The sequence below is a fragment of the Microbulbifer thermotolerans genome, from assembly GCF_001617625.1.
Taxonomy (GTDB): domain Bacteria; phylum Pseudomonadota; class Gammaproteobacteria; order Pseudomonadales; family Cellvibrionaceae; genus Microbulbifer; species Microbulbifer thermotolerans.
This window is the reverse complement of record NZ_CP014864.1, coordinates 1,989,756-2,015,409: the sequence shown is the minus strand read 5'-3', so window position 1 is coordinate 2,015,409 and position 25,654 is coordinate 1,989,756. Positions and strand designations below refer to the sequence as shown.

The following is a 25,654-nucleotide window of genomic DNA, read 5'->3' as shown; positions in this document are numbered from 1 at the left end:
CAGGTAGATTTTGCATTCTCGGTTCGGTTTACAACGTCTAAAGGGGTAAATCAGCAGTTCCCTATAAAAGTGGTACAGCATCAATAGCGCTGATCAGCAGAGCAGGGGCCATGGAACAGGCAACTAGTGCAGTCAGACAAAGGGTAATGTCACCAACGGCCTTGCTTTGGGCCTATGCTCTGGCCATTGTCTTTGTGGGCAGTTTGCCGCAGCTCCCTTCCTGGAGCGAGCTGGCCACCTTCGGCGTCGTAATACTGGCTCCGGTACTTATACTTCCGGGCCGCGGCTGGTTGTCGGTTCCGTTTATCGCCACGTTGCTCGGGGCTGGTTGGGGCTTGTGGCACAACCAGCATGCGCTGGAACAGCGTCTACCTCTGTCTGCCCACGGTGCGAATTTCCTGGTGGAAGTGCAAGTGGTTTCCCTGCCCCGGCCAAGTTTGACCGAATCCGCGTTTGACGAGGCAGCAGCTACGAGCAGTGTACGTTTCAGTGTGCGGGTACTGCGCGTTCATGGTCGTGACTTGTCGCCGCCCTTGCAGGGGCAGCTGTTGGATCTCACTTGGTACAGTATCGACGAGGGTGTGTTGACGCAGCTGCGTGGCGGCAGCCTCTGGCTGCTGCCAGTGAGACTGAAACCTCCGCGGGGCAGCGTCAATCCACACGGCTTCGATTACGAGGGGTGGTTGTTACGGCGTGGAGTTTACGCCACCGGCTATGTGCATCCGCAAGTTCAACCGCCACAGTACCTGGGGCTCCAGCCGGGGATACCGGCGCTGCGCCACTGGCTGCGCGACAAGCTGTTGGAGACTGCAGAGACGCGGGGAGAGCTGTTGAGCGCGCTGCTGCTCGGCGACAGAGGTGGTATTGATGCTGGCGACCAGCGGTTGTTGCGGGAAACGGGAACCGCTCATCTGCTGGCGATTTCGGGTCTACACGTTGGCATGGTCACCGGTTTTTTTATGCTGGTCGGCGGCCTGCTCGGGCGGGCGATCGGAATCTGCACTGGGGCCACGCCCAGGGGCATAACGCTACTATTCGCGCTCAGCGCCTCTCTGATTTATACCCTGTTGTCCGGCGCGCCACTTTCCGCACAGCGCGCGCTGGTCATGACCTGGGTGCTGTTATTGGTTTGGCAGTGGCGGCGCCGTATCAGTAGTGGTTTCGCCTATGCCCTGGCCCTGGCTCTGGTACTGACAATTCAACCTCTGGCGTTTTACGGTGCCGGCTTCTGGCTCTCATTCATCGCTGTTGGCGCCCTCTTGTTGGGGTTCCGGGGCCGCCAGTATCTTTGCCAAGCGCACAAACGCGGGGGGCGCTTACTGGGAAGCACCGCGGGTCTGTTGCGCAGCCAGTGGCTGGTCACTGTGGCCCTGTTATTACCATCATTGGTGTTTTTTTCCGGTTTTAGTCCGGGAGGACTGCTGCTCAACCTGATTGCAATTCCCTGGCTCGGATTTTTGGTTTTGCCACCCTTGATGCTCGGCGTACTGCTGCTGGTCACGACCCCCGGGGCCTGGTGCATCAACTTTGCCGCCTGGCAGCTGGACGCGTTGATGCATTTTCTCGGCGGTGGACACAATCTACTGCCTTCCTGGCAGATATTGGGGCCTCCGGCTGAGGTGGGCTTGCTTGTGCTTTCCGCCTTGGGGGCGGTGTTGCTTTTGTTGCCACCCGGTTTGCCTGGGCGCAACCTCGGCTGGCTGCTTTTATTGCCCCCATTGCTGCCGTTTTTGCCAAGGGTGGGGGAGGGGGAATGGCTCCGTGTGACCGTGCTGGATGTTGGGCAGGGGCTGGCGGTGGTGGTGCACACGCCGCGACAGCGGCTGCTTTACGACACCGGGCCCATTTCCGGTTCGGGTTGGAGCGCGGGTAGAGAGATCATCGTTCCCTATCTGATCGGAGAGGGGGTGCTCGCTCTGGATACGGTAGTGGTCAGTCACGGGGATAGGGATCACGCCGGCGGCTTCGCGGGGCTGGCGGAATCGTTGCCGGTGGCACACTTGATCGCGCCCGGTCGACTGGAGCGCCGGTTGGGGGAAAAAGCCCGGAGGACAAGCCCTTGTGTGGCTGGTGGTGAAGAAATTTTGGGCGATTTACGGTTGCGTTGGCTCTGGCCTGATTCGACAGATATCACTGGGGAAGAAAACGATCACAGTTGCGTTGCCGTGATCGAGTGGCACGGCGTTCAAATATTACTGGCAGGAGACGTACCCGCGGAAGTGGAGCGGCAGTTAGCCAAGTCCTATCCGCTTTCGGGCCCGGTGGACCTGTTGCTGGCGCCCCATCACGGATCGCGCAGTTCATCGTCGAATGCGTTGATCGCGTGGGCCGCGCCGCGTAGGGTGGTTTTCAGCGCTGGTTTCCGCCATCACTTCGGTCATCCGCACCCGGATGTCGTTGCCCGTTATGCGGCCAGTGGTGCGGCGCTGTTTAGTACCGCTAAAAGCGGGGCATTGGTATTTACCTGGATGCGGGGCGCCGGGGCGCCTTTGGTGGAAGTCGCGCGGGCGGCACCGCGGTTTTGGTATGCGGATCACACGGATGGGGCAGATGCCGAGTGGAGACTTAGCCGCCGGAGCCAGCTGTGGTAGAGTCTCCATCCAATTTTTTCATCCGCAGTCAAGGATCTGAGAAAAGTGTTAGAGATAATAAAATCTGGCGGCTGGCTGATGCTGCCGATATTGCTTTGTTCCGTCGCTGTTATCGCCATCTGTATCGAGCGCTTGTGGAGCCTCAATCCACGCCGTGTCGCGCCGCGCACTCTGCTCGGTGACGTTTGGGGTTGGTTGAAAAATAATCAAATTAATGGTGAAAAATTGAAGGAGCTGCGGGATTCTTCGCCGCTGGGGCGCATTTTCGCCGCGGGCCTTTCCAACTCCCGTCACGGCCGCGAAGTGATGAAAGACAGTATCGAAGAAGCGGCTGGCCAAGTGGTGCATGAGCTGGAACGTTTCCTCGGCGCACTGGGTACCATCGCTGCGGTGGCGCCGCTGATTGGTCTGCTGGGTACCGTCCTCGGCATGATACAGGTGTTTACCGCCATTATGCTTGAGGGGACCGGGAATGCCGGCATACTGGCTGGAGGCATCAGTCAGGCACTGATCACCACCGCTGCGGGGCTGACGGTCGCCATTCCCGCCTTGATGGCCCACCGTTACTTCCAGCGCCGCGTGGATACCATTGTCGTCACCATGGAACAGGAAGCGGTTAAGCTGGTGGATGCGCTGCACAGTGACCGCCGTATTGAAGCGGAGTAGTGTGCAATGCAGTTTCGCCGTCAGCCCAAGGAGCAGGATGGGGTCAACCTGACGCCGTTGATCGACGTGGTCTTCCTGCTGCTGATTTTCTTTATGGTTTCCACCACTTTTACCAAGGAAAGCCACCTGAAGCTGAATTTGCCTGAGGCGGCGGGGCCTCAGGCTCAGGAGCAACCCCGAGCGCTGGAGATACTGATCGCTGCGGACGGTTCCTATTCGGTCAACGGGCGCGCCTTGATCAATAAAAAACTGTCCACGTTGAAATCGGCGCTGTCAGAAGCTTCCGCGGGCGAGTACAATCGACCTCTTGTCATCACGGCCGACGCCACCGCCCAACATCAGGCCGTGGTGCGGGCCATGGACGCCGCGGGGCAGCTGGGCTTTGTGAACCTCAGTATCACCACGCGGCAGCCGGAACAGGATTAACTGCCCAGTTGGTTTTGGAGCAATTCGCAGGTCGTACATTTGGGTATGTCCAGCCTCCGCTGGCGTGCGTGTGCTGATGCCTGTCCATGCGATAAAACCGCGAGTGGGCCCAGCCACAATATTGCATGAATAGAGTCAACACGCCCCCGAGCAAACCGCGGCGCGGGGCGGAAACCTACCGCCGTTTGCTTTCCTACGCGCTGCCGCACTGGCCGATCTTTGCCGTTTCTGTGTTCGGCTTTTTGCTGTTCTCCACTATGGGGGTCAGTCTGATTGCGGTGACTGAGCTGCTGCTCGACGCGGTTGGCGCCGGGGTTCAGGAGAGTCGCGGTTTTCTCGCCAAGTATGTCGCCGCCTGGTTCCCTGGCGGTGTAATGCCGCAGCCGACGGCGCGTTGGCTCATTCCGCTGGCCATGTTGTTGATAATTGTGCTGCGGGCCTGCGGTAATTTTATTGGCAGCTACGGACTCGCCTATGTGGCGCGGGCGGTGATTCATCAGTTGCGTACGGCGCTGTTCAAAAGTATCGGTCAGCTGCCCAGCGCTTACTTTGACCGCTACACCGGTGCTTATCTGATCTCCAAAGTTTCCTACAACGTGGAGCAGGTGACCAACTCCATCACCAAGGCGGTGAAGGTCTTGATCCGCGAGTCTTTCACCACGATTGGCCTGCTCGTTTATCTACTATTGGTGAATTGGAAACTGACACTGACTTTTTTCCTCTTTGCGCCGTTTATTGCCTTCATTGTACGTAGTGTCGGCAAGCGTTTTCGCAAACTGAGCCATCGGATTCAGAACACCATGGGGGATGTGACACATGTCACTCAGGAAGCCATCAACGGCTATCAGGTGGTGCGTATGTACGGTGGCCAGCAGTATGAAAATGCGCGTTTTGAAACTGCCAGCGACAATAACCGCCAGCAGTTTATGAAGCTGGTTGTTGCGGATAACGCCAGTGTCTCGGTGATCCAGATCCTCGTCGGGCTGTCCACCGCGACCATTGTCTGGTTGGCCCTGGCGCCGGGAATGGTTGAAGCGATGACAGCTGGCGTGTTTGCGGCGTACATCGGTGCTGCGGCGTCACTGGCAAAACCGGTGCGCAGCTTGTCGGAGGTTTTTGCCGACATTCAGAAGGGCATTGCCGCGGCAGAGAGTATCTTTGAAGTGATGGATGCGCCCAAGGAACCGCAGGGGGGGAGGGCACAGCTGCGGGAACCGGTGCGCGGTGAGGTCACCTTCGAGAATCTCGGTTTCAGTTACGACAGTTCCGCACCGCCGGTGTTGACGGATATCAACTTTTCCGTAAAGCCGGGGCAGACGGTGGCGCTGGTCGGAGCCTCGGGATCAGGCAAGAGCACGTTGGTCAGCCTGCTGGCGCGCTTCTACGAGCCGAGCAGCGGCCGCATACTGCTGGATGGGGTCGATACCGGGGAGCTTCGGCTCGCTGATCTGCGCCATCAAATCAGTATGGTGTCTCAGAATATTGTGCTGTTCAACGATACGGTTTATCGCAATATCGCTTACGGTGAGTTGGAAGGTGCCAGCCTGGAAGATGTTCAGCGCGCGGTAGAACTGGCCCACGCGCGGGATTTTATCGAAGAGTTGCCCCAGGGCTTGCAAACGGTGTTGGGCGATAATGCACAGATGTTGTCCGGCGGACAGCGCCAGCGCCTGGCGATTGCCCGAGCATTACTGAAAGATGCCCCTATATTGATTTTGGACGAAGCAACATCGGCCTTGGATAATGAATCGGAACGCGCGATTCAATCGGCCCTGGCGGAAGTAATGAAAAACCGGACTACTTTTGTCATAGCCCACCGCCTGAGCACCATCGAAAACGCTGACTGCATTCTGGTGATGGAGCAGGGCAGAGTCGTTGAAAGCGGTGATCACGCCTCCCTGCTCGCCAAAGGTGGCCGCTACGCGGCGCTGCTACAACAGCAACGTTGAGTTTGTGACGGACGGAAATCACCACAAGGGGTATCCAAGGGGCTGATTCATTATCCGCGCCTGTGATTTCTCACAAATTGTGCAACTGATATATGTCACTGGAAAACTGGTTCAACAGACGCTGGTATCCACAGGGAGGTGAGGGGAACTCGCTGCCGCTGCTGGCGCCCCTGGAACATCTGTATCGGCAGGTGAGTGCGAGACGCCGGCGAGCGGAGCTTGCGGAGCCGCCAGCGCCATTGTCTGTTCCTGTCATTGTGGTCGGAAATATAACCACCGGCGGTGCGGGCAAAACCCCGCTGGTGGCCGAACTGGGCCGGTGGCTGCGGGAGCGAGGCTGGAACCCGGGGATTATCAGTCGTGGCTATGGTGGTCGGGCCAAACGCTATCCCTATCAGGTCACTGCGCAGTCCCATCCTCTCGAATCCGGCGATGAGCCATTGATGCTGCACCTGATTACCGGTCTGCCGGTGATGGTATCGCCGAACCGCACAGAGGCTGCGCAGGCCTTGATAGATTATCACCAGTGCAATGTCATCTTGTCTGACGATGGCCTGCAACATTACAAACTGTGGCGCAGCCTTGAAATTTGCGTTGTGGACGGCCAGCGCGGCCTCGGTAACGGACGTATGCTGCCCCGGGGCCCCCTGCGTGAGCCGCCGGAGCGGCTGCGGGAAGTGGATCTGGTGGTGTCCAACGGCGAGGCGGCGGAACATGTCAGAGAACAGTGCGGTGAGCTGCTGGCTTTCTCAATGCAGCTGCAGCCCGCTGCCTGGCATCAATTCAACTTGGATCAGATTTCGCAACTGAAGCTTGCATCGGGGCCAGGGCCGGGGCCTGTTTACGGGGTCGCCGCCATCGGCAATCCCCAGCGTTTTTTCCACGAGCTGCGCCAAATGGGTTATCAGGTGATGGAGCGGCCTTTCCCCGATCATCACCAGTTCAGTCCGCAGGAATTGCAATTCGACGGCGTGACACCGGTGATCATGACAATGAAAGACGCGGTCAAGTGCCGCGATTTTTGGCAGAGCCACTGGTGGGCGCTGGAAGTCAGTGCCCGACTGCCCGATCTTTTTTACCAGAAAATTCACCAGCATCTGAAGCAGTTTTCCGAAGATGACCAATAGTCTTTCTTTCGATGTCGTTATCCCCGCGCGCTTCTCATCCAGCCGCCTGCCGGGAAAACCATTGGCGGATATCGCCGGTAGTCCGATGATTGAACACGTCTATCGGCGTGCGCTGCAGAGCAGTGCTGATAGGGTTGTTGTGGCCACCGATGATGAGCGTGTGGCGGAGGCGGTGCGCGCTTTTGGCGGTGACGTGTGTATGACATCCCCGGACCATGCGTCGGGTACTGACCGCCTGCAAGAGGTTGCCACTATCCTCGGCCTCTCGTCTGACCGCATCCTGGTTAATGTGCAGGGGGATGAACCACTGATCCCGCCGAAGGTGATTGACCAAGTGGCGGCCAATCTGTCGGCCAATCCCCGTGCGGGTGTTGCCACCTTGGCTGAACCCATCAAAACATTGCAGGACTTCCACAATCCGAATATCGTCAAGGTAGTCGCCGCTGAATCCGGCCTCGCCCGTTACTTCTCCCGCGCCCCGGTGCCCTGGCCCCGCGATGCTTTTTCCGGCGATGCATCTGAGTTGCCCGCAGGTCTGAATGCGCGCCGCCATATTGGAATCTATGCTTACCGGGTGGCACTGCTAAATCGTTTTGTCTCCTGGCCAGTGGCGCCGTTGGAGCAATTTGAAGCGCTCGAGCAGCTGCGTTTTCTGTACCACGACGAAAATATTCACGTTGCGGATGCCTGCGAAGCGGTTCCCGGTGGGGTAGATACTGAGGCGGACCTGCATCGTATGCGGGAGTTGTTGGGCTAGTATGAGGCAGCAATTGCGCTTGGAAACCAATGTCGACCTGCAACCCCTGAACACCCTGGCCATAGCGGCGCGTGCGGCCTATTTTGTTCGGGTGGAAAGTCTCGAGCAGCTAAGGGAGGCACTGGCGTTTGCGCAAGAGAAAAAATTGCCGATTCTTCCCTTGGGTGGCGGCAGCAATATTGTGCTGACAGGTGATTATCCTGGTCTGGTGATCCATATGGCCCTCCGCGGGGTGTCGCTGGAAAAGGATTCTTGTGGCACACGTCTGTGCGCGGCAGCTGGAGAGAACTGGCACCATCTGGTTATGCATACAGTAAAGCAGGGGATTGGAGGGCTGGAAAATCTGGCCCTGATTCCCGGTAGTATGGGCGCCGCACCCATCCAGAATATCGGTGCTTATGGGGTGGAGTTGCGTGATACGTTTGAGTGTTTACAGGCAGTGCATATTGCCACCGGAGAACTGCGGGAATTTCCCGCCGCCGATTGCCAGTTCGGCTACCGCGACAGCGTCTTTAAAAGAGCAGCCCGGGACCGCTATATCATCACCCGCGTGTCCCTATTTTTGCCGAATGACTGGCGGCCGAAGCTCGATTACCCGGCCCTGGAGCGACATTTGGCCGAGCGGGGAGTGCAGACCGGCGAGCTCCGTCCCGCGGATGTCGCGCGTGCGGTGATTGAGATCCGCAACAGCAAACTGCCGTCCCCAGACGACATCCCCAATGTGGGCAGTTTTTTCAAAAACCCGGTGGTAGGCGCGGATTTCTACCAGAACCTTAAGAAGTCTTATCCGGACTTGGTGGCTTTCCCCTCAGGAGATGGGTGGAAACTGGCCGCCGGCTGGCTTATTGATCGTGCAGGCTGGCGGGGTGTGCGCCGAAACTCGGTGGGCGTGCACGATCGTCAGGCGCTGGTCCTGGTAAATCCGGGTGGCGGATGTGGGGCAGAGGTTACCAGCCTGGCGGAGGAGATAGCGGCGGATATCCGCGCAAAGTTCGGTGTCGATCTGGAACCCGAACCGCGTTACTACCCCTGAAACCGCGATGGGGATGGCTTTTGAAGTGTGCGGGGGTGTAATGCACGAGGCCGCTTTTGCCACCCGCGCGGCCGCGTTAAAGGCGTCCTATGCGGACAGCTATTGGATCAAGCTTCCTCCCGGAAAAGCTTTACTCATTCCCACCTGGATTTCGCCTCTCGAAACCGCGGTTATTTACCGGAATTGTTTGCAGGAGTTGTTATGGGAGCAGCCGCGGTTGCGTCTGTTCGGCAAGCAATATCCGATACCGCGTCTTCATGCGTTCGTCGCTGATCCCGCAGTAATCTATCGTTGGTCTGGTCTTGAGCTGAGACCGCAGTCTTGGAATGACTGTCTTGCCGCGCTTCGGTCACGCTTGCGCGCGGAAGGTTTTCAGTTCAATTCGGTATTGGCGAATTACTATCGCGGGGGCGAGGACAGCATGGGCTGGCACGCCGATGACGAAAAGGCGCTGGGAGATTGGCCGGTGGTGGCCACCGTCAGCCTCGGGCAGGAACGCAGCCTCGGGTTTAAGCCGCGTGCGGGAGGGAAGCGCCTTTCTGTTTTACTTCCCAATGGTTCTCTGTTACTGACATCCGGTGCCGTACAACGCCATTGGCTGCACGGAGTGTCAAAAAGTGCGCGCAAATTGGGCGGCAGAATCAGCTTGACTTTCCGCGCTATTAGAACCGGTTTTACCAAAAACTGAATACTGTTCCAGCGTCTAAATTTGGCGGACTTTGAACCGCTTGCTTCGCTTTGCAGCGGCTTATTTGTCTGGTATGTTGCAGCCAGCACTGTAGGTAAATTGATAGCGGGCAACAGACTCGCTGAGCAAAACAAGAAAGCAGTTAATAGAACGCATGCGGCCGCAAAGAGCGCGCAGCGTGGCCGGTGCATATATCCGTAGTTGGGGCTAATTTGATCAAAGTCTTAGTGGTGGACGATCACGACCTCGTGCGTATGGGGATTTCGCGCATGTTGGGTGACGTCAACGGCATACAAGTCGTCGGCGAAGCGAACTGTGGCGAAGAGGCACTCGCTTTCCTTCGCCAAACGGAGGCCGATGTGATCCTGATGGATGTCAGGATGCCGGGCATGGGCGGATTGGAAGCGACCCGTAAGCTGTTGAACCGTTGCCCTGAGACCAAGGTGATCGCGGTCAGTGCATTGGATGACGACCTCTTTCCCGGCCGGCTGATGCAGGCTGGTGCGAAGGGGTATGTCACCAAGGGCGCGGACCTGGAAGAAATGGTCAAGGCGATTCGCACAGTGTACGCGGGTGACGTCTACATCAGCACCTCCATGGCGACCAAATTGGCGCTGCGCAATGTCAGCGGCAATAGCGAAAAAAATACGCCGTTCGACGCGCTGTCGGAGCGTGAGCTGCAGACTGCTATTATGATCGTCAATGGCAGCAAAGTCGCGGAAATTGCCGATACCCTTTCGGTGAGTCCGAAGACGGTTAACAGTTACCGCTACCGGATTTTCGACAAGCTCGGCATCCACAGTGACGTGGAATTGACTTTACTGGCGGTAAAGCATCAGATACTGGATCCTGAGGCCGCCTTGTAAATTTCCGTATCCGATTGGCGGGGCTGTGCTCCACGTTAGCGCCCAGCGGCGTTAGCGTGGTAGCAATCGATGCGGCGGATCCGCCATCTTCAGTTGATTTTTGATGTTCGACAGCAAGCGTTTTCTGCAAACCGTTACCCGAAAACCTGGCGTCTACCAGATGTTTGATGCCGACGGCTGCATTCTTTATGTAGGTAAGGCAAAAAATCTTCGCAACCGTCTGTCCAGCTATTTTCGCGCCTCAGGTCTTACCGCCAAGACAATGGCGCTTGTTCAGCGCATCGATAGCATCGAGGTGACGGTTACCCGCAGTGAAACCGAGGCCCTGGTGCTGGAGCAGAGCCTGATTAAATCCCAGCGCCCGCCTTACAATGTCATGCTGAAAGATGACAAAGGCTATCCCTATATTTTTCTCTCCAGCCGTGACACCTTTCCGCGCATCGCCTTTCACCGCGGGGCGAAGAGAAAAAAAGGGCAGTATTTCGGGCCGTTTCCCAATGCATCGTCAGTGCGCGACAGCTTGAACTTTCTACAGAAAACCTTCCGTATCCGCTCCTGCGAGGACAGTGTTTTTCGCAACCGCTCGCGCCCTTGTTTGCAGTACCAAATCCAGCGCTGTACAGCGCCCTGTGTCGGCTTGGTCAGTGAAGAGGAATACCGTCGGGACGTCCGCCATGCGGAGATGTTCCTGGCCGGTAAAAGCGACAAAATTCTCCGCGAATTGGCGGATGAGATGGATGCTGCCGCCAGGGCATTGGAGTTCGAAAAAGCGGCGCGCCTGCGGGATCAAATCTCAGCTCTGCGTCGTCTGCAGGCAGACCAGGTCGCAGAACGGTCCCACGGCGATGTGGATGTTCTGGGTGTGGCGAGTCAGGGCGGCTCCTGTTGCATACATATTTTATTTGTCCGCCAGGGCCGCATACTGGGAAGCCGCAGTTATTTTCCCGAGGAGCGCCTGGGCCTGTCGAACTCCGAGTTGTTGTCCGCCTTTATCCCTCAGTTCTATCTTGGCAGTCAGCGCGAGGTGCCTCGGGAAATTCTCGTCCCGGAGCCCCTGGAGGATGAGGGGGTATTGCAAGAAGCGCTGAAGTCGCAAAGCGGTCGGGATGTAAGTATTGTGTATCGCCTGCGCGGCAGTCGGGCCACCTGGGTCGCCATGGCCGGCCAGGCGGCGGAGCAGAATTTGAGTAGCCGTACAGCGGCACAGCAGAAATTGCAAAGTCGATTTGAGGCGTTGCAAGACGCCTTGGGCCTCGAACAGTTGCCGGAACGGCTGGAGTGCTTCGACATCAGCCACTCCAGCGGCGAAGCCACCGTTGCATCCTGTGTGGTTTTTGATACTGGGGGAGCGGTGAAGTCAGATTACCGCCGATTCAACATTGAAAATATCCGCCCAGGGGACGATTACGCGGCCATGGGGCAAGCCCTGAAGAGGCGCTACACGCGTTTGTCGAGTGGAGAGGGTAAGTTCCCCAATATTCTTTTGATCGACGGCGGCAAGGGCCAAGTGCGGCAGGCGGTGGAAGTATTGAATCAGCTAGGTATTGTCGGTGTACAGATTGTCGGTGTCGCTAAGGGAACGACCCGCAAGGCCGGTTTTGAAACGCTGCATGTGGTTTCCAGCAATAAGGAAATGGTATTGTCCGCCGATTCGCCGGCACTCCATTTGATCCAGCAGGTGCGTGATGAAGCACACCGCTTTGCCATCACTGGTCATCGTCAACGCCGCGACAAGAAACGCAGGGAGTCACCGCTAGAAGGAATTTCCGGCGTCGGCCCAGCGCGGCGCCGGGCTCTTTTGCGCCACTTTGGCGGCTTACAAGAAATCCGCCGTGCCTCAGTCGATGAAATCGCTGGCGTGGAGGGAATCAGCTGCAAACTGGCCCAAGAAATTTACTCCGCCTTGCATAATGAGTAGGGGGGAATTACTCGCCCCAGTGAGCGGGAGTAGGGCTATAATGTTCGAATTCGCGACGGTGCTTGCCGGGTCCAGCACCGACGCAATTCAACAGTCAAAGTGGAGGCCGCTGCTCCATAATAGGTCAAATCGCGCTGCCTATCGCACATCTAGTTTAAAGTCAAACTCCTCGCGCCTTCTTCCGGCCGCCTGGAGCCTTACCGCGACTATTGAATTTAGCGTGATCAGGCTCTAAGTTACGCCTCAGTTTTTAGGAGCCTGTTTACAGGTGAAATAAAGGACCAGCAGTTAGCATGACACTCGCCAATCAACTGACACTCCTTCGCGTCGCGCTTATACCTGTATTTGTGCTGGTCTTCTATCTGCCGTATAAGTGGAGCTACCTCGCGTCCGCCATCATTTTTGCCGCTGCCGCGGCCACCGACTGGCTTGATGGTTACCTGGCGCGCAAAATGAATCAGAGCACCCCGTTTGGTGCTTTCCTCGATCCGGTTGCCGATAAGCTGATGGTTGCCACCGCCTTGGTTTTATTGGTTGGGTTGCACAAGAGTCCGTGGTTCACCATTGCCGCCGCTGTCATTATTGGCCGGGAAATTGCCGTGTCTGGTCTAAGAGAGTGGATGGCGGAGCTGGGTAAGCGCAGTAGCGTGGCCGTTTCCTATATTGGGAAGGTAAAGACAACCGCGCAGATTGCGGCGATTATCGTTCTGCTTGCCTTTGATGTGCGTGAATACCCCCTGATGGAAATCCTGGGGTATGTGCTCCTCTATGTGGCCGCCGCACTTACTCTGTGGAGCATGATGCTCTATTTGCGTGCGGCCTGGCCTGCGCTGACAAGTGAAGGGAGTGGCGACCAATCCTGATTTCCGGTTCGCCAAATGCATTGCGACAGTGTGCCGCGCGTATCGTCCAGAGGCCAAGCGGTGAATTTGTGGGGCGTGGCTTGCTACTGAATGCCCTCGATTCTCACTGGATACATTTTGCCGCCGCACTCGCCAACAGCGCAGTGGAATAGGTTTTCCCCTCTATCAAAGTCTTCCCGTAATTGGCGGATCAGCGCCCTCGCCGAGATGTCGTCTCTGGCATCGATGGGTTTGCGGCTCTCCGTGCCGCATTCCAGGCATGCCCAGGTGATTGTCGCCATAGCGCGATGCTCCCTTTTACTGCATCCGGCCTGTACTTTAGACCGCTATTTTCAGTATAGGAGGTCGTAGTTCCGCCATTTCACGGTGCGTGGAAAGTTGGTGGTTTGGGTGTGCCGGTCTAGGGATTGAATTGGGTACAATACACGCTTCTGAAAGGATTTTTGGTGCCCGGGGCCGGACTTGAACCGGCACGGCCGTGAGGCCGGGAGATTTTAAGTCTCCTGTGTCTACCGATTCCACCACCCGGGCGGGCAGCTGGGTGAGGTAGTGTGTATCTATTGCCTCACCATTTACAGACTCCACAGGGGTAAGCCTGCAAAAAGAAAATGGAGGCTAGGGTCGGAATCGAACCGGCGTACACGGAGTTGCAGTCCGCTGCATAACCACTCTGCCACCTAGCCATTGTGTCGAGATTCGAGCTATTGCTCTGCCGGTTTGATACGACCGGCGCATTATTTGCGCTCCGGATGCGAATTGCACTTCGCAGCGCACTTCGGTACCGGCGACCGGGAAGGCCCCTCCCGGAGCGGAAAACGCTGCGGATTTTATCGGATTGAAACCAAAAATCCTAGCATTTTCTTATACTTACGCGCCGCTGGCGGGTAAGAAGGCGCTATTCTAGGGGCTGGTTTGGATTAGTCAAGCAGAGCTTGAGTAATTCGGCTTTTCCATAGGCTGATATTCCGCCGGATACAGTCCCACAGCTTGAGGAAGCCGTGGAGCGGGGTGGTGAGTGGTGATTTTTTATGCAGGGCGTCTACTTAATAACGATTTGTTTTAGATGGCGGGCAGCTATTTCTAATTGTTCTAAATTTCTTTAAGACAGTGCTGGCAATTTATCAGCCTTGATCGATACTTGAATTTAACTGGCTAGCACGATTCCCCCCAAGCGTGCGCGGTAATGCCGGTAGGGCGCTCTGCTAGGTACTCGCCCGCTGTGTAGTAAGGATGAAATCCTCCAAGTTTCACTCCTAATGGTCTTGGCCCTGACGCTCTCCCCCCCCGTCGTCAGGGCTTTTTTTTGTCTGTCTGCTGGCTTAGGAATTGCGCTCGCCCAAATTTTCAATGTTCAGGGCTTCAACGGGATGTCCGGCAACTTCCTCGGCCAGTTTCTGTAGTCGTTGGAGTGTCACTTTGCCTCGTTTTTCCGCCAAGCGCCGGGCGATGTCGTCAATACAGGCCTTGCCATCAGTCGCTGCACGAATTTCCTGATCCAGCTGGCGCATAACACCGACGGCGCGCGCGGTGATCGGGCCGGAGGAACGCTTGACCAGCAGGCTGGGTGCTTGTTGGCCCCACTTGGCCAGTTTGTCCATAGCCTCATCGTAACGGCGCTGGCCGATACCGTTGGTTCGGCGCAGGATTTCCACCGCGTAGAATTCCGCTAAACCTTCGACAATCCAGTCGCTTTGGTCATCTCCGGCGCTGATCCCCGTCGCCACGTGCACCAGTTCATGAATGGTGCTGCTGGTGCGGTTGCCGCTGATCAAGGGTCTGTCGGCGTGCATAAACAGTGAGCGGGTGCCAGACAGGCCGCCGCGCCACATTGGGTTGCCTGCACTGACGATCAACAAGCGATCCGGGAACTGGGGAAATACCTCTTTCAAGGCCGGCAGGGTCCAATTGAGGAACGCCAGGGTATCCTGACGGCGAACCTTTTGCTCCTTAGGGGCGGCCACTTTTGTATAGACACCGGCGATGGTGTCCTGGCGGCTGCCGATCTCACCGATAATCATCCACCCCTTGGGGCGCACAAAGCGGCGCCCTGGGTCTTTTAGCTGGTAGTGATGTGTGCTGATTTTTTCGTAGGGAAGTTCCGATGACCACCCTTCGGGCAGCACCAGCTGTAGCTCCGCCTTGGAGTGCCCGCCACCGGTGACCGCCATTGAGGGGATCAGCTTATCGGAGCGGAGTATGGCCCATTGGTCGGTCATCAGGGAGTCGTAGCTGCCGCTGCCTTTGCGGTTGTCGACCATAAATTTGTAGCTCAGTTTGGCGCTGGTGCCCTGTGGGCGCCAGATGGCTCTGTTCTTTTGCAGTTCCAGTGGGGATTCGCTTTCAAGGGCTGAATAGCGGCCTGAGGAAATATTGAGAGACAGTTCACGGGGCAGCTTATCTCCGTCGAGGTGGATGTCCACTGCAGCCATACCGGAATCGGGGTTGAATTCTGCACGATAGAGAATGCTGTAGCTATCAGCAATTGCCCCTGTGGGCAGTAAAAATAGAAGGTAGACAACTAATCGCAATGACATAGATACGCCTATCTGGAAACCTGAGTCAGATTTGACAACGGGCAAGCGTAACGGTGCCCTGGACAAGGGTTCAAGCTCAGTGGAAGGGGATTTCGATGCCCGATGGGCGCTGTGTATGAGCGGTATAAGCGTAAGCGTGCGCCATAAGAAGCTGATAGGGCGAAGCTCGGGGAAAACCTGGGGAAGGCTATTGGTTGATATGAAGTTGGTCGGTGAGAGAGGATTCGAACCTCCGACCCCTTCCTCCCGAAGGAAGTGCGCTACCAGGCTGCGCTACTCACCGACATTTGAAGTGCTTCATCAGTGAAGCGGGGCGCATTATAGCAGCGATTTCCCCGCTGTAAACCATTGATTTACTTTTTAATTTGCCGAATCAGACCCTCCTGGGCCGTAGAGGCGACCAAAACGCCCTCGCGAGTGAAAATTTGGCCTCGGCAAAAGCCCCGCGCACCACTTGCTGACGGGCTGTCGGTCACATAGAGAAGCCAGTTATCAGCCCGAAACTTCCGGTGGAACCACATGGCGTGATCGAGGCTGGCCGGCATCAGATGCGGATCGAATAGGGACATAGGGTGGGGCTGCAGACTAGTGCCGAGCAGGGCGATATCAGAGGCGTAGCTGAGCGCGCAGCGGTGTTCCAACGGATCGTCGGACATTTCGCCCTCGACTCGAAACCAGAACATGCAGCGCGCCTCTCGAGCCTCCGAGTTGAAGTAACTGTGGGGGTCCACGGGTCGAAAATCGACCATATACCGGCGCTGGTCATGTTGGACAGTGGGAAGGCCAGCTTCTGCGGCCAGTTGCTGTGTGTTCTTAAGCCGCTCAGGTTCAGGAATGTCGCCACTGGGCATGGCTGCCTGGTGATCGAAGCCGGGCTCCTCAATTTGGAAGGAGGCGGACATATTAAAGATGGCGCGGCCCCTTTGCTTGGCCACCACGCGCCGGGTAGTAAAGCTGCCGCCATCCCGAATAGGGTCGACATCATAGATGACCGGTAATTCACTACTTCCAGGACGCAAGAAGTAAGCGTGCAGCGAGTGGGGCAGTCGCTCCTTTACAGTGCGGCTCGCCGCCATTAAGGCTTGCCCCAGCACCTGTCCCCCGAAGAGGATCTTGCGATAGTTTTCCACGTGATGACGGCTGCGGAACAGGTTGTGGTCCAGCTCTTCGACATCGAGTAATTTGCTCAGCTTGTCCAGCATGGTGGTACTGCCTTTTTTTGAAATGTTGCTAGTCAGCATGAGGAAGCGCGCAGGCTTGCCCTTTGGCTGGGGATAATAGCAATAGTTGGTGCTTTGGCCATTGCGGAATTGATCAAGGGGCATGTCCTTGTGGGCTTTCAAGCGGCCCAGTTGCCAGATGTGGGATGTCCGCACGCCCGCTCAGGGCAGCCTTGACCGGGCTTACCTCCAAATGAATCTCTCACAGGAGCGGCGGCGTTAAACCGACACTATTTTTGGGCTCTGCTTTCCCAAGCTGCGCGAATTGCCTATCATTCATGAATGAATAGTCAATTTCAGTCTCCAAGTTTAGGTATGCGGACAGGTAAGGTCGGAAGTATGGACAAGGCAAAAGAGAAAGTGCAGCGTTTTCGCGCCCGCGAGCAGCGCATTCTGGATGCAGCGCTGGAACTCCTGTTGGAGCACGGTGAAGAGAAGGTCACCGTGGAGCAGATCGCCGAACGCGTGGATATCGGCAAGGGTACGATCTACAAGCATTTCATTTCAAAAACAGAGATTTACATGCGTTTGTTAATGGACTATGAGAAGTCCTTGACCGAGCGCCTCAAGACCGCGCTGGCGGCGGCGGAACAGGGTGATATCACAGCGCCCGCCCGGGCATACTTCGAATCGCGTATGGCTGACCCTTCCAAGGACCGCCTGTTCCAGCGTCTCGAGGAGAAAATTATTGCATTGAATCTGGCGCCGGAGATGATCGAAGAATTGCACGCGATTCGCAATTCCAATGCCTCTGCTCTGAACCGGGTCTTCGAGCGGCGTATGGAGCAGGGTGTGCTGAAAAAAGTCCCAGCCTACTACTACTATTCCACCTACTGGGCGCTGGTGCAGGGTGCGGTTGAGTTGTACCACTCTAAATCCTTTGCCAATGTCATCGAGGACAGAGAAGGGTTGATGGAGTTCATCATGGATGTCGGCGTGCATATCGGCGATATCTCCGGCCGCCGTCCCGCTGGCGAGGCGGCAGATAATTTGAACCGGTGAGGGCCTGTCTTGGCTGAGAGTCTGTTTGAAACGCTGCAGCGCATGCAACGGGAGTTTTCCGGCCATCCTCCGGTACACAAGTGGAATCCGGACTTTTGCGGCGATATGGATTTGGTCATTCGACGCGATGGGCGCTGGATCCATGAGGGGGTCGAGATTCGGCGTCAGCCCCTAGTCAAGTTGTTCGCCAGCGTTCTCAAGCGGGAAGGTGATGACTACTTTTTGGTCACTCCGGTAGAGAAGCTACGTATTCGTGTTGAAGATGTGCCCTTTATTGCCACACAGGTGGCAAAGGGGGTGGAAGCCGGGCGCGAGTGTCTGCTTTTTACTTCAAATACCGGGGACATAGTACCGCTGGAATCCGGTCGCGGCTGGCAACTGAAACCCTACGGTGATCCCCCCTTGCAGATTCCCTACATAGAGGTGCGTCAAGGCCTAGAGGCGCGGATTTCCCGTCAAGTTTATTATCAGCTGGTGGATTGGGCCGAGGACAGGGCGGGCGAGAACTGCCGTCAGCTGTGGTTACACAGTGATGGTGAACAATTTCTGCTCGGTAGTTACTAGGGAACTTCTGATTCATTCACTTTCTGGTGGCAGAGATTCTTCGCGGGCAGATGAGAAGCTCTGGTGAGAGGATGGATATTTCGAAACCGTCGGATACAGGGATGTATCCGACGGAGCTACAGAGAAGTACTCGTGCGTTTTCGAAATATCCGTCCTATTGGCTGAGCGCCCCAAAACCTACCATAGTATTCACGCGGATTAATCAGAGGTTCCCTAGGTAACCTATGACGAATGCAGGTGGGGGAGTGGGCTTTGGGGTGGTCACTTCATCACCTGAGTTTCTTGTTTGGCGCCAAAGCAACCTTTCCGTCATGAAATGACATCGTCAGAGACTCCCCCGGTTTCTCACTTTGTCGCGACAAATCACTATTGGGTGAACTGGCCCGCGGGTGAGCGCTGCGCATGAATCAGTGGCTCTCTTGGGGTAGGCCGCACTTGGTCAGCGCGCGCGATATACTCTATCACTTTACCAACTGCCGCCCGGCATCCGCTGGTAATTTTCCCTTTTGATTCGACAAGTACCCCCTGGACGCGATGTCATTTCGGTTTACTGTAATAATAACTGGAAAATTGATTGCCGCGACTACCTGCAAATTTGTCCGATATTTGTACTTCTGAAACCTTATTGCAATAAAAATGTCATTTGTTTATTGAGATGAAAATATATTACAGGTTTTTTGAAAAAAAACTCCAAGAGTAACATTTTCGCAACATTCCCTTCCTAAACTCCCCCGCGTCCGAATCGCTCTGGCGAATAAAACAAGTCACAGTTTCAGGGCAGCCTGAAGATCGGAACCCAAATTCAGGACGCACAGCTGAGTTAGAAAAACAGGTTTTCAGCTGCCAAAAATTGCAACACTTCCTGTAGGGGGAAATATGAAGCGAGTAAACAATAAACTTCTGCTGGCAGCCGCAATTTCCGCGTTGTTGGCTGGTTGTGATAGTGGTGGTATCGATATTAATCCTACTACTGTCGACAATTCCGTTGACAACTCCACAAGTGGTGGCGGTAGCAGCGACAGCTCAGACAATCCCTGTGCATCTTATGAAAAGAGCGGTCAAGTCAAACAGGGAAGCTTTGATGGCACACACTGCACATACTCTGCTAGCTTCGTAGATTCCGGTAACCCGTTGACTGTCGACCTGTATATTCCGGCTCTGGACAATGGTGGTGTGCATATTTTCGAAGGAAGCCTGTTCGTCGGTAACAACTATGATGACGATGCCACTATGGCTGCGGCTGGTATCACTGAAGGTGGCGATGGCGCTAAACTCACCATCGAGGCGGGTTCGACCATCGCTTTCCCCGACAGTTCCAAATTTATCGTAATCAATCGCGGATCTCAGATCTTCGCAGTCGGTACCGCTACGGACCCGATCACTTTTACTTCCACATCTGATGCCATAGACGGAACTGTTGCCTTTGATGATGTGCAGCAGTGGGGCGGTATGGTGATCAATGGCTTCGGTATTACCAATAAATGCGCCTATGATGGCAACCTGAAAACTTCCGAGTGTCACGTGCTGGCAGAAGGTGCCGCCGGCAAGGATCAATCCAACTACGGCGGTGACAATAATGAAGACAATTCCGGCCAGCTCGAATATGTCCGTGTTAAGCACACCGGTGCCGAAGTAGCCAATGGTGACGAGCTGAACGGTATCACTTTCAGCGCCGTGGGTAGTGGAACTATCGTCAAAAACCTCCAGGTTTATTCCACTTATGACGACGGCATTGAAATGTTCGGTGGTGCGGTAAGTTTTGAGAACTATGTGGCTCTGTATGTACGTGACGACGCCATCGATATCGACGAAGGCTGGCAGGGCTCTATCACCAATGCGCTGGTGATTCAGGCTGAAGCCGACGGCAACCACTGTATCGAGGCGGATGGCATTGGCAGCTACAGTGACAGTAATGACTACTCAGCTCTGATTGCCGCCGGCTTGAACAGTCGCCCGACAATCAACGGACTAACCTGCATTATTTCCGCCCAGGCTGGTGGTACACACGATCCGGGTGCCGGCTGGCGTTTCCGCGAAGGTATCTTCCCGAAAATTACCAATTCCATGGTGGTGGCCTCTTTGACCGCTGATGAGAATGGGGCGGAAGGCAGCAATTACTGTCTGCGTGTAGAGAGTGCCGAAACGCTAGCCGAAGCCGAGTCGGGCTCAGAAGTGCAGATCGAGTCCAATATCTTCGCCTGTGAAGATAAGACCAAAGGCGGTCCTGTCGGTGCAGACTCTCTGGAAGACTGGGCTGTTGCCAACAACAACGTCTTCGCCGATGTAACTGGCGCTGTGGATGCAACAGCTATGAACAGCACGGAGCTGCAACTGCTTGAGGGCACACCGGCTGTTTACTCTATCGATACCGCCAATATGCGTGTCAACGATGCCGCTGTTGCGATTTCCCCAATTTCCCGCGCTTACTTTGGCGCTCTGAGCCAGGGTGGTACCGATTGGACTCAAGGCTGGACATATGGCTTGCATGAAGGCAGCCGCGCGCAGGCACTGTGGTTCGAGCAATAAGAAATATAAGTTGTAGAAATGGTTGGGGACTCGCTCCCTGATCCCACGGGGCGCCACTTTCTCAGCGGGAGTCGGCGCCCCGTTTGATTCTACCGCAGTGTTAACAGGAACGATTAAGAGGCCTGTGTAATGGTTAAAATCGATAAATATCAGAGAGCGCCGTTGGTACTGGCTATCGCCACGGCCTCAGCAGTTGCCCCCAACACATGGGCGCAGGTGGAAATGGACAATGTGCTGAGCCCGCAAGCCCAGCAGATCGAAGAAGTGATGGTGCAGGGGCGTCTGCGTGACTCGGCTGAATTGCTGATCAATGAACGCCTGGAAGAAGAAGTCGTGACGGATATTCTCGGTTCCGAGATGATCGGTCGTGTGGGCGATTCCACAGTGGCCGCAGTGCTGCGCAGGGTATCCGGCTTGTCTTTGGTGAACGGCAAATTTGTCTATGTGCGCGGCCTAGGAGAGCGCTACTCCAGTACGACACTGAATGGCGCTGCCGTGCCATCGCCGGATCTCACACGCAACGTGATTCCCCTGGATATATTTCCCACTTCTGTCGTGGACTCCCTGGCGGTGCAGAAGTCCTATTCCGCCGATCAGGCCGCGAGTTTTGGTGGCGGTAACGTGGATATCCGTACCAAGGGCATCCCGGATGCTTTGACCTATTCCCTTGAACTGGGTACCGGGTTCAATACGGAAACGGAAGGCGATGTACTGACCTATGATGGCGGTGACGACGATGTATTCGGGACGGATGATGGAACCCGGGCACTGCCGTCAGAACTGGCAACAGCTTTGCAGCGCTTTAAGGGGAGTCTGGGCGTCAGCGAAATCCGCACCACGCTCGAATCTGAAGGTAACGAGTACGGCTCGCCTCAAGAGGCCATTACTGCCGCACAGGCGCTGAACCGTGAACTGGCCCTGAGTCTAAATCGCGATATCGCGATCGAGGAAGAGTCTAGTAGCCCCGATAGCGATGTAAAAGCCAGTGTTGGTAATCGGTTTTACATCGGGGACAGCTGGGAGCTGGGTTTCCTGGCCGGCGGCTCCTACAAGAGCAGGTGGAGAGAGGAAGAGCGTATCAAGCGCAGCTACGGTTTTCCGGAAGAACGTATAGACACTCAGAACAAGTCTACATACTCGGTGGACCTCAGCGGCAACTTAAACCTTGGGTTGCGTTACGCGGATGAGCATGAGGTTTCCACAACCAGTCTCTACCTGCGCAATACTGACGACGAGACCGCGATTCGCGATTACTTCAACGAAAACCGTGAAGTTTCCGATGGGCGGGGCTTCCGCGAGTACACCATTAAATATGAAGAGCGCGATTTGCTTTTACATCAAGCGAAGGGGCGCCACTCATTGGGCCCTGAAACCAAGGCACTGTTCGGCTCTTACCTGGACTGGGTGCCCGAGGAGTTGGTGCTGGAATGGTTTTATTCGGACGCCACGGCCGAGACAAGTATCCCCAATGAGGTTAGCGTAAGCGCTGATACCATTACCAAGGAAAATGGCGAAGCGATAAGTTCAACCGTCAGTGTCGGTGTAAACAGCTCAGGGTTCCGCTTTACAGAATTGGAAGATGAAGTAACGAGCTACGGTTGGTCCGCGATGGTGCCTATGGAATTCTCCAGCTCGACTCTTGAGTTGAGTGGTGGTTTTTCTCGCACTGAGAAAGGGCGGACTTACAAGGAAACCGAGTTCCGTCTCGGAGCGTTGAGCGTAGCGGATCCGGATTCTTTGAGCGGATCCCTGGATCAGGTTTTCAGTGACAAGCAAATTACTGATCCAAATAACAACTATGTTTTCGACCGGGCTGGCACAAATAATCAGAGCTATATTGCCGCTACCACCACCGACGCTGCTTTCGGTAAAGTGGACTGGACGCTTAATGAAACCTGGCGTATTGCCGCCGGAGCCCGTTGGGAAGACTACAGTCAAGTCGCTCTAGACTGGAACCCCTACGGCTACAGCATCGACGACCCACAGATTACTATGGACGTTGAGGCGCTGAAAAATGCCACCTTTACCGAAGACGCAGTTTATCCTTCGCTCTCTTTGACTTATATGGGTTCCTTGTGGGCGGAAACCTTCCAGCTGCGTTTCGCTGCCAGTAAGACCGCGGTGCGGCCGGACTTGCGCGAAATCACTGATGCGATTTATATCGATCCGATTACCGATGAGCAGGTGAAGGGTAATCCGAATGTTCGGCCATCTGAAATCAATAACTACGATGTACGTGCAGAGTGGTTCTTTGATAACGGCGACAACCTCACAGTATCCGTTTATTACAAGGATATTGCGGACCCGATCGAATTTTTCGAATTGGCTTCCAGTGATACCAACGTGGCCCGCGAAATAATTAATGCTGAGTCCGGAGAAATCACGGGTGTCGAAATTGAGGGCCTGAAGACGCTGGAATTCCTCGGCGGAATCATGGATAGCTTCTTCGTGCAGGGCAATATCACCTTGCAGGATTCTGAACTGGTCGCCGGCTCTGAAGCGGATGCGCCTACCAATCCGGTAAGAGAGATGACGGGCGCCTCGGAGTATGTTGTCAATATGCTGGTGGGCTTCGATTCTCCGGACGGCGCCCATGCGGCCACCCTGGGCTACAATGTCTTCGGTGAACGGCTGTACCTGGCCGGCCGTAACGGTGCTCCGGATGCGTTCGAGCAGCCATTCCACTCTCTTGACCTGACGTATTCCTGGTACCCCACCCAGGAAATCACTGTCAAGGCCAAGATTCAGAACCTGTTGGATGAAGCCGTAGAAATCGAGCGCAGCGACGTGATTGTCTTCGAGGAGAAACCGGGGCAATCGTTTATGCTGAGTGCCCAGTATAAGTTCTAAGCAGCCAGATTTAGCAACGACTAAATCCAATAACAAGGAGAAGTTCACAGGGAATAAACCGGTTGCGGATAGCAACCGTAGGGCATGCGCTATGGAAGGCGCATTAAAACCGGATGCCGTTTTGGTATTCGGTTTTTTTATGCGCCGTCTGTGTGTAACACAAACAAAAAAGCGCCCATTGGGCGCTTTTTAAATGGCTCGCTTACATATTGGGGTAGTTGGGGCCGCCGCCTCCCTCTGGAGCCACCCAAACGATGTTCTGGGTTGGATCTTTAATGTCACAGGTTTTGCAGTGCACACAGTTCTGGGCATTGATCTGAAAACGCTGTTTACCCGCTTCCTCGACGACCTCGTATACTCCGGCGGGGCAGTAGCGCTGGGCCGGCTCGTCGTAGATGGGCAAATTGTGATTCAAGGGGATTTCGTCATCCTTTAACGTCAGGTGACAAGGCTGATCTTCCTCGTGGTTGGTATTGGAGATAAATACCGATGACAGCTTGTCGAAGCTGAGTACCCCATCGGGCTTCGGATAGTCGATTTTCTTACAATCCGCAGCCGGTTTTAGTTGGGCGTGATCCGCCTTGGAGTCACTCAGCGTCCAAGGCAGTTTGCCCTGGAAAATGTTGATATCGATAAAGGCGTAGGCGGAACCGAGGATATTGCCCCACTTGTGCTGTGCCGGACCGAAATTGCGCTGTTTGTAGAGCTCCTTCCAGGCCCAGCTGTCGCGGTACCTGTCGGTGTATTCAGTCAGCTCGTCGTTGGTGCGCCCCGCTTTAAGTGCTTCGACAATCACTTCGGCAGCGATCATGCCGGATTTCATCGCGGTATGGTTGCCTTTGATCTTGGCGAAGTTGAGGGTACCGGCGTTGTCACCGATCAGCAGGCCGCCGGGAAATGTCATTTTGGGCTGAGACTGGAGGCCGCCTTTAGTGATAGCGCGGGCACCATAGGCAACGCGCTGACCGCCTTCCAGGTACTGTTTGATCACGGGGTGATGTTTGTAGCGCTGGAATTCGTCGAAGGGGCTGACATGGGGATTGCTATAGGCTAGGTCAGTGATCAAGCCCACCACCACTTGGTTGTCCTCCAGGTGATAGAGGAAGCCCCCGCCGTGGGAGTTACTTTCATCCAGCGGCCAACCGGCGGTGTGCACAACCAGGCCGGGCTTATACTTGTCGTCGGCAACCTTCCAGATTTCCTTGATACCGATGCCGTAGTGCTGTGGGTCTTTACCATCAGCGAGTTTGAAGCGCTCGATCAATTGTTTGCCAAGGTGGCCGCGACAGCCCTCGGCGAAGAGCGTGTATTTGGCATGCAACTCCATGCCGGGCATGTAGGAATCCTTGTGAGAGCCGTCGGCGGCTACGCCCATATCACCAGTGGCGATGCCTTTCACAGAGCCGTCTTCGTTGTAGAGCACTTCTGCGGCGGCGAAGCCGGGGAAAATTTCCACACCCAGGGCCTCGGCTTGTTCCGCCAGCCAGCGGCACAGGTTGCCGAGGCTGATGATATAGTTGCCCTCGTTGTGCATGGTGTTGGGTACAAAGAAGCTGGGTACCCGCATCGCCTTGTCGGCGCTGCGCATCACGTAGATGTCGTCACCTTTTACCTCGGTATTGAGGGGGGCGCCGCGCTCTTTCCAGTCCGGGAATAGTTCGTTAAGGGCTGTGGGCTCAAAGACTGCCCCGGAGAGGATATGGGCACCGACTTCGGAACCTTTCTCCACTACACACACGGAGATATCTTCATTGAGCTGGCGCAGTTTGCAGGCCGCCGCCAAGCCGGAGGGGCCGGCACCGACTATCACTACGTCGTATTCCATTGATTCGCGTTCCACGGCGCTCTCCTCTGTTTATTCTATGGGTTCTGGGAGCCCACTTGGGCTACTTCAGGTGCGGGGGCATGCCGCAAGGCTTCCCGGCCCCTCCAACAGCGGGTATTCACAAAGGCAATAAGTTATCGGTGTGAATCCTGGCTATCATTGGCCGCGAAGTATATAGCGATTCAAACAGCCCTACCAATTGCAGGACTATTCAATTAGTGTGGCAAATACGCCGCATTTCAATGGCTT

19 protein-coding genes and 3 tRNA genes are annotated in these 25,654 nt (G+C 55.6%); 15 read left to right on the top strand and 7 right to left on the bottom strand.

From position 1 onward, the window contains the following. Positions 1 to 146 precede the first annotated feature (146 nt). From A3224_RS08485 to pgsA, 11 genes are all read left to right on the top strand, one after another. Positions 147 to 2,591, top strand: coding sequence for a DNA internalization-related competence protein ComEC/Rec2 (locus A3224_RS08485; RefSeq protein ID WP_067153405.1), 2,445 nt, complete (start codon positions 147 to 149; stop codon positions 2,589 to 2,591). 45 nt (positions 2,592 to 2,636) lie between these two features. Beyond that, positions 2,637 to 3,257, top strand: a complete 621-nt coding sequence (locus A3224_RS08480) for a MotA/TolQ/ExbB proton channel family protein (RefSeq protein WP_067153403.1) — start codon at positions 2,637 to 2,639, stop codon at positions 3,255 to 3,257. Between the two features lie 6 nt (positions 3,258 to 3,263). After that, the gene (locus tag A3224_RS08475; RefSeq protein ID WP_067153401.1) at positions 3,264 to 3,683 is read left to right on the top strand and encodes an ExbD/TolR family protein; all 420 of its coding nucleotides are present in this window, start codon (positions 3,264 to 3,266) and stop codon (positions 3,681 to 3,683) included. Between the two features lie 125 nt (positions 3,684 to 3,808). Then, positions 3,809 to 5,632 (top strand): lipid A export permease/ATP-binding protein MsbA, encoded by a 1,824-nt coding sequence (gene msbA, locus A3224_RS08470; protein WP_067153399.1) that lies wholly within the window; start codon positions 3,809 to 3,811, stop codon positions 5,630 to 5,632. Positions 5,633 to 5,724: 92 nt separating this feature from the next. Next, complete coding sequence (gene lpxK / locus A3224_RS08465) at positions 5,725 to 6,759, top strand: tetraacyldisaccharide 4'-kinase (RefSeq protein WP_067153397.1); 1,035 nt, start codon at positions 5,725 to 5,727, stop codon at positions 6,757 to 6,759. Then, on the top strand, positions 6,749 to 7,516 hold the full coding sequence (kdsB, locus tag A3224_RS08460) for a 3-deoxy-manno-octulosonate cytidylyltransferase (RefSeq protein WP_067153396.1): 768 nt from the start codon (positions 6,749 to 6,751) through the stop codon (positions 7,514 to 7,516). The genes lpxK and kdsB overlap by 11 nt, the downstream gene beginning before the upstream one ends. 1 nt (position 7,517) lies before the next feature. Continuing rightward, positions 7,518 to 8,549 (top strand): UDP-N-acetylmuramate dehydrogenase, encoded by a 1,032-nt coding sequence (murB, locus tag A3224_RS08455; RefSeq protein WP_067153394.1) that lies wholly within the window; start codon positions 7,518 to 7,520, stop codon positions 8,547 to 8,549. A gap of 40 nt (positions 8,550 to 8,589) precedes the next feature. Then, a complete protein-coding gene (locus A3224_RS08450; RefSeq protein WP_197462964.1) occupies positions 8,590 to 9,237 on the top strand; it encodes an alpha-ketoglutarate-dependent dioxygenase AlkB family protein in 648 nt (215 codons plus the stop codon). Between the two features lie 212 nt (positions 9,238 to 9,449). Then, the gene (uvrY, locus tag A3224_RS08445; RefSeq protein ID WP_067153390.1) at positions 9,450 to 10,103 is read left to right on the top strand and encodes a UvrY/SirA/GacA family response regulator transcription factor; all 654 of its coding nucleotides are present in this window, start codon (positions 9,450 to 9,452) and stop codon (positions 10,101 to 10,103) included. Positions 10,104 to 10,206: 103 nt separating this feature from the next. Further along, positions 10,207 to 12,021 carry an excinuclease ABC subunit UvrC gene (gene uvrC / locus A3224_RS08440; protein ID WP_067153388.1) on the top strand — a complete coding sequence of 605 codons (1,815 nt, stop codon included), beginning with the start codon at positions 10,207 to 10,209 and terminating at the stop codon, positions 12,019 to 12,021. Positions 12,022 to 12,314: 293 nt separating this feature from the next. Then, positions 12,315 to 12,884: a CDP-diacylglycerol--glycerol-3-phosphate 3-phosphatidyltransferase gene (pgsA, locus tag A3224_RS08435; RefSeq protein ID WP_067153386.1), complete on the top strand. Its 570-nt coding sequence runs from the start codon at positions 12,315 to 12,317 to the stop codon at positions 12,882 to 12,884. Between the two features lie 83 nt (positions 12,885 to 12,967). Here pgsA and A3224_RS08430 read toward each other — a convergent pair whose 3' ends face one another. The 6 genes from A3224_RS08430 to A3224_RS08405 all read right to left on the bottom strand — a co-directional run bounded on the left by A3224_RS08430 (position 12,968) and on the right by A3224_RS08405 (position 16,620). Continuing rightward, positions 12,968 to 13,165: a hypothetical protein gene (locus tag A3224_RS08430; RefSeq protein ID WP_067153384.1), complete on the bottom strand. Its 198-nt coding sequence runs from the start codon at positions 13,163 to 13,165 to the stop codon at positions 12,968 to 12,970. 163 nt (positions 13,166 to 13,328) lie between these two features. After that, positions 13,329 to 13,415 (bottom strand) — tRNA-Leu (locus A3224_RS08425). 78 nt (positions 13,416 to 13,493) lie between these two features. After that, a tRNA-Cys gene (locus A3224_RS08420) sits at positions 13,494 to 13,567 on the bottom strand. A gap of 636 nt (positions 13,568 to 14,203) precedes the next feature. Continuing rightward, positions 14,204 to 15,418: a hypothetical protein gene (locus A3224_RS08415; RefSeq protein WP_067153382.1), complete on the bottom strand. Its 1,215-nt coding sequence runs from the start codon at positions 15,416 to 15,418 to the stop codon at positions 14,204 to 14,206. Positions 15,419 to 15,624: 206 nt separating this feature from the next. Beyond that, positions 15,625 to 15,701: transfer RNA gene (locus A3224_RS08410), tRNA-Pro, on the bottom strand. A 70-nt stretch (positions 15,702 to 15,771) separates the two neighbouring features. Further along, positions 15,772 to 16,620 (bottom strand): acyl-CoA thioesterase, encoded by an 849-nt coding sequence (locus tag A3224_RS08405; RefSeq protein ID WP_067157718.1) that lies wholly within the window; start codon positions 16,618 to 16,620, stop codon positions 15,772 to 15,774. Between the two features lie 357 nt (positions 16,621 to 16,977). Between A3224_RS08405 and A3224_RS08400 the strand changes: the two genes are divergently transcribed. From A3224_RS08400 to A3224_RS08385, 4 genes are all read left to right on the top strand, one after another. Further along, the gene (locus tag A3224_RS08400) at positions 16,978 to 17,640 is read left to right on the top strand and encodes a TetR/AcrR family transcriptional regulator (RefSeq protein ID WP_067153380.1); all 663 of its coding nucleotides are present in this window, start codon (positions 16,978 to 16,980) and stop codon (positions 17,638 to 17,640) included. A gap of 9 nt (positions 17,641 to 17,649) precedes the next feature. Then, the gene (locus tag A3224_RS08395; protein WP_197462963.1) at positions 17,650 to 18,204 is read left to right on the top strand and encodes a DUF1285 domain-containing protein; all 555 of its coding nucleotides are present in this window, start codon (positions 17,650 to 17,652) and stop codon (positions 18,202 to 18,204) included. An 876-nt stretch (positions 18,205 to 19,080) separates the two neighbouring features. Then, a complete protein-coding gene (locus A3224_RS08390; protein ID WP_067153378.1) occupies positions 19,081 to 20,730 on the top strand; it encodes a serine/threonine protein kinase in 1,650 nt (549 codons plus the stop codon). Between the two features lie 129 nt (positions 20,731 to 20,859). Continuing rightward, positions 20,860 to 23,580 (top strand): TonB-dependent receptor domain-containing protein, encoded by a 2,721-nt coding sequence (locus A3224_RS08385; protein WP_067153376.1) that lies wholly within the window; start codon positions 20,860 to 20,862, stop codon positions 23,578 to 23,580. A 202-nt stretch (positions 23,581 to 23,782) separates the two neighbouring features. Here A3224_RS08385 and A3224_RS08380 read toward each other — a convergent pair whose 3' ends face one another. Beyond that, positions 23,783 to 25,405, bottom strand: a complete 1,623-nt coding sequence (locus A3224_RS08380; protein WP_197463136.1) for an electron transfer flavoprotein-ubiquinone oxidoreductase — start codon at positions 25,403 to 25,405, stop codon at positions 23,783 to 23,785. Between the last annotated feature and the right edge of the window lie 249 nt (positions 25,406 to 25,654).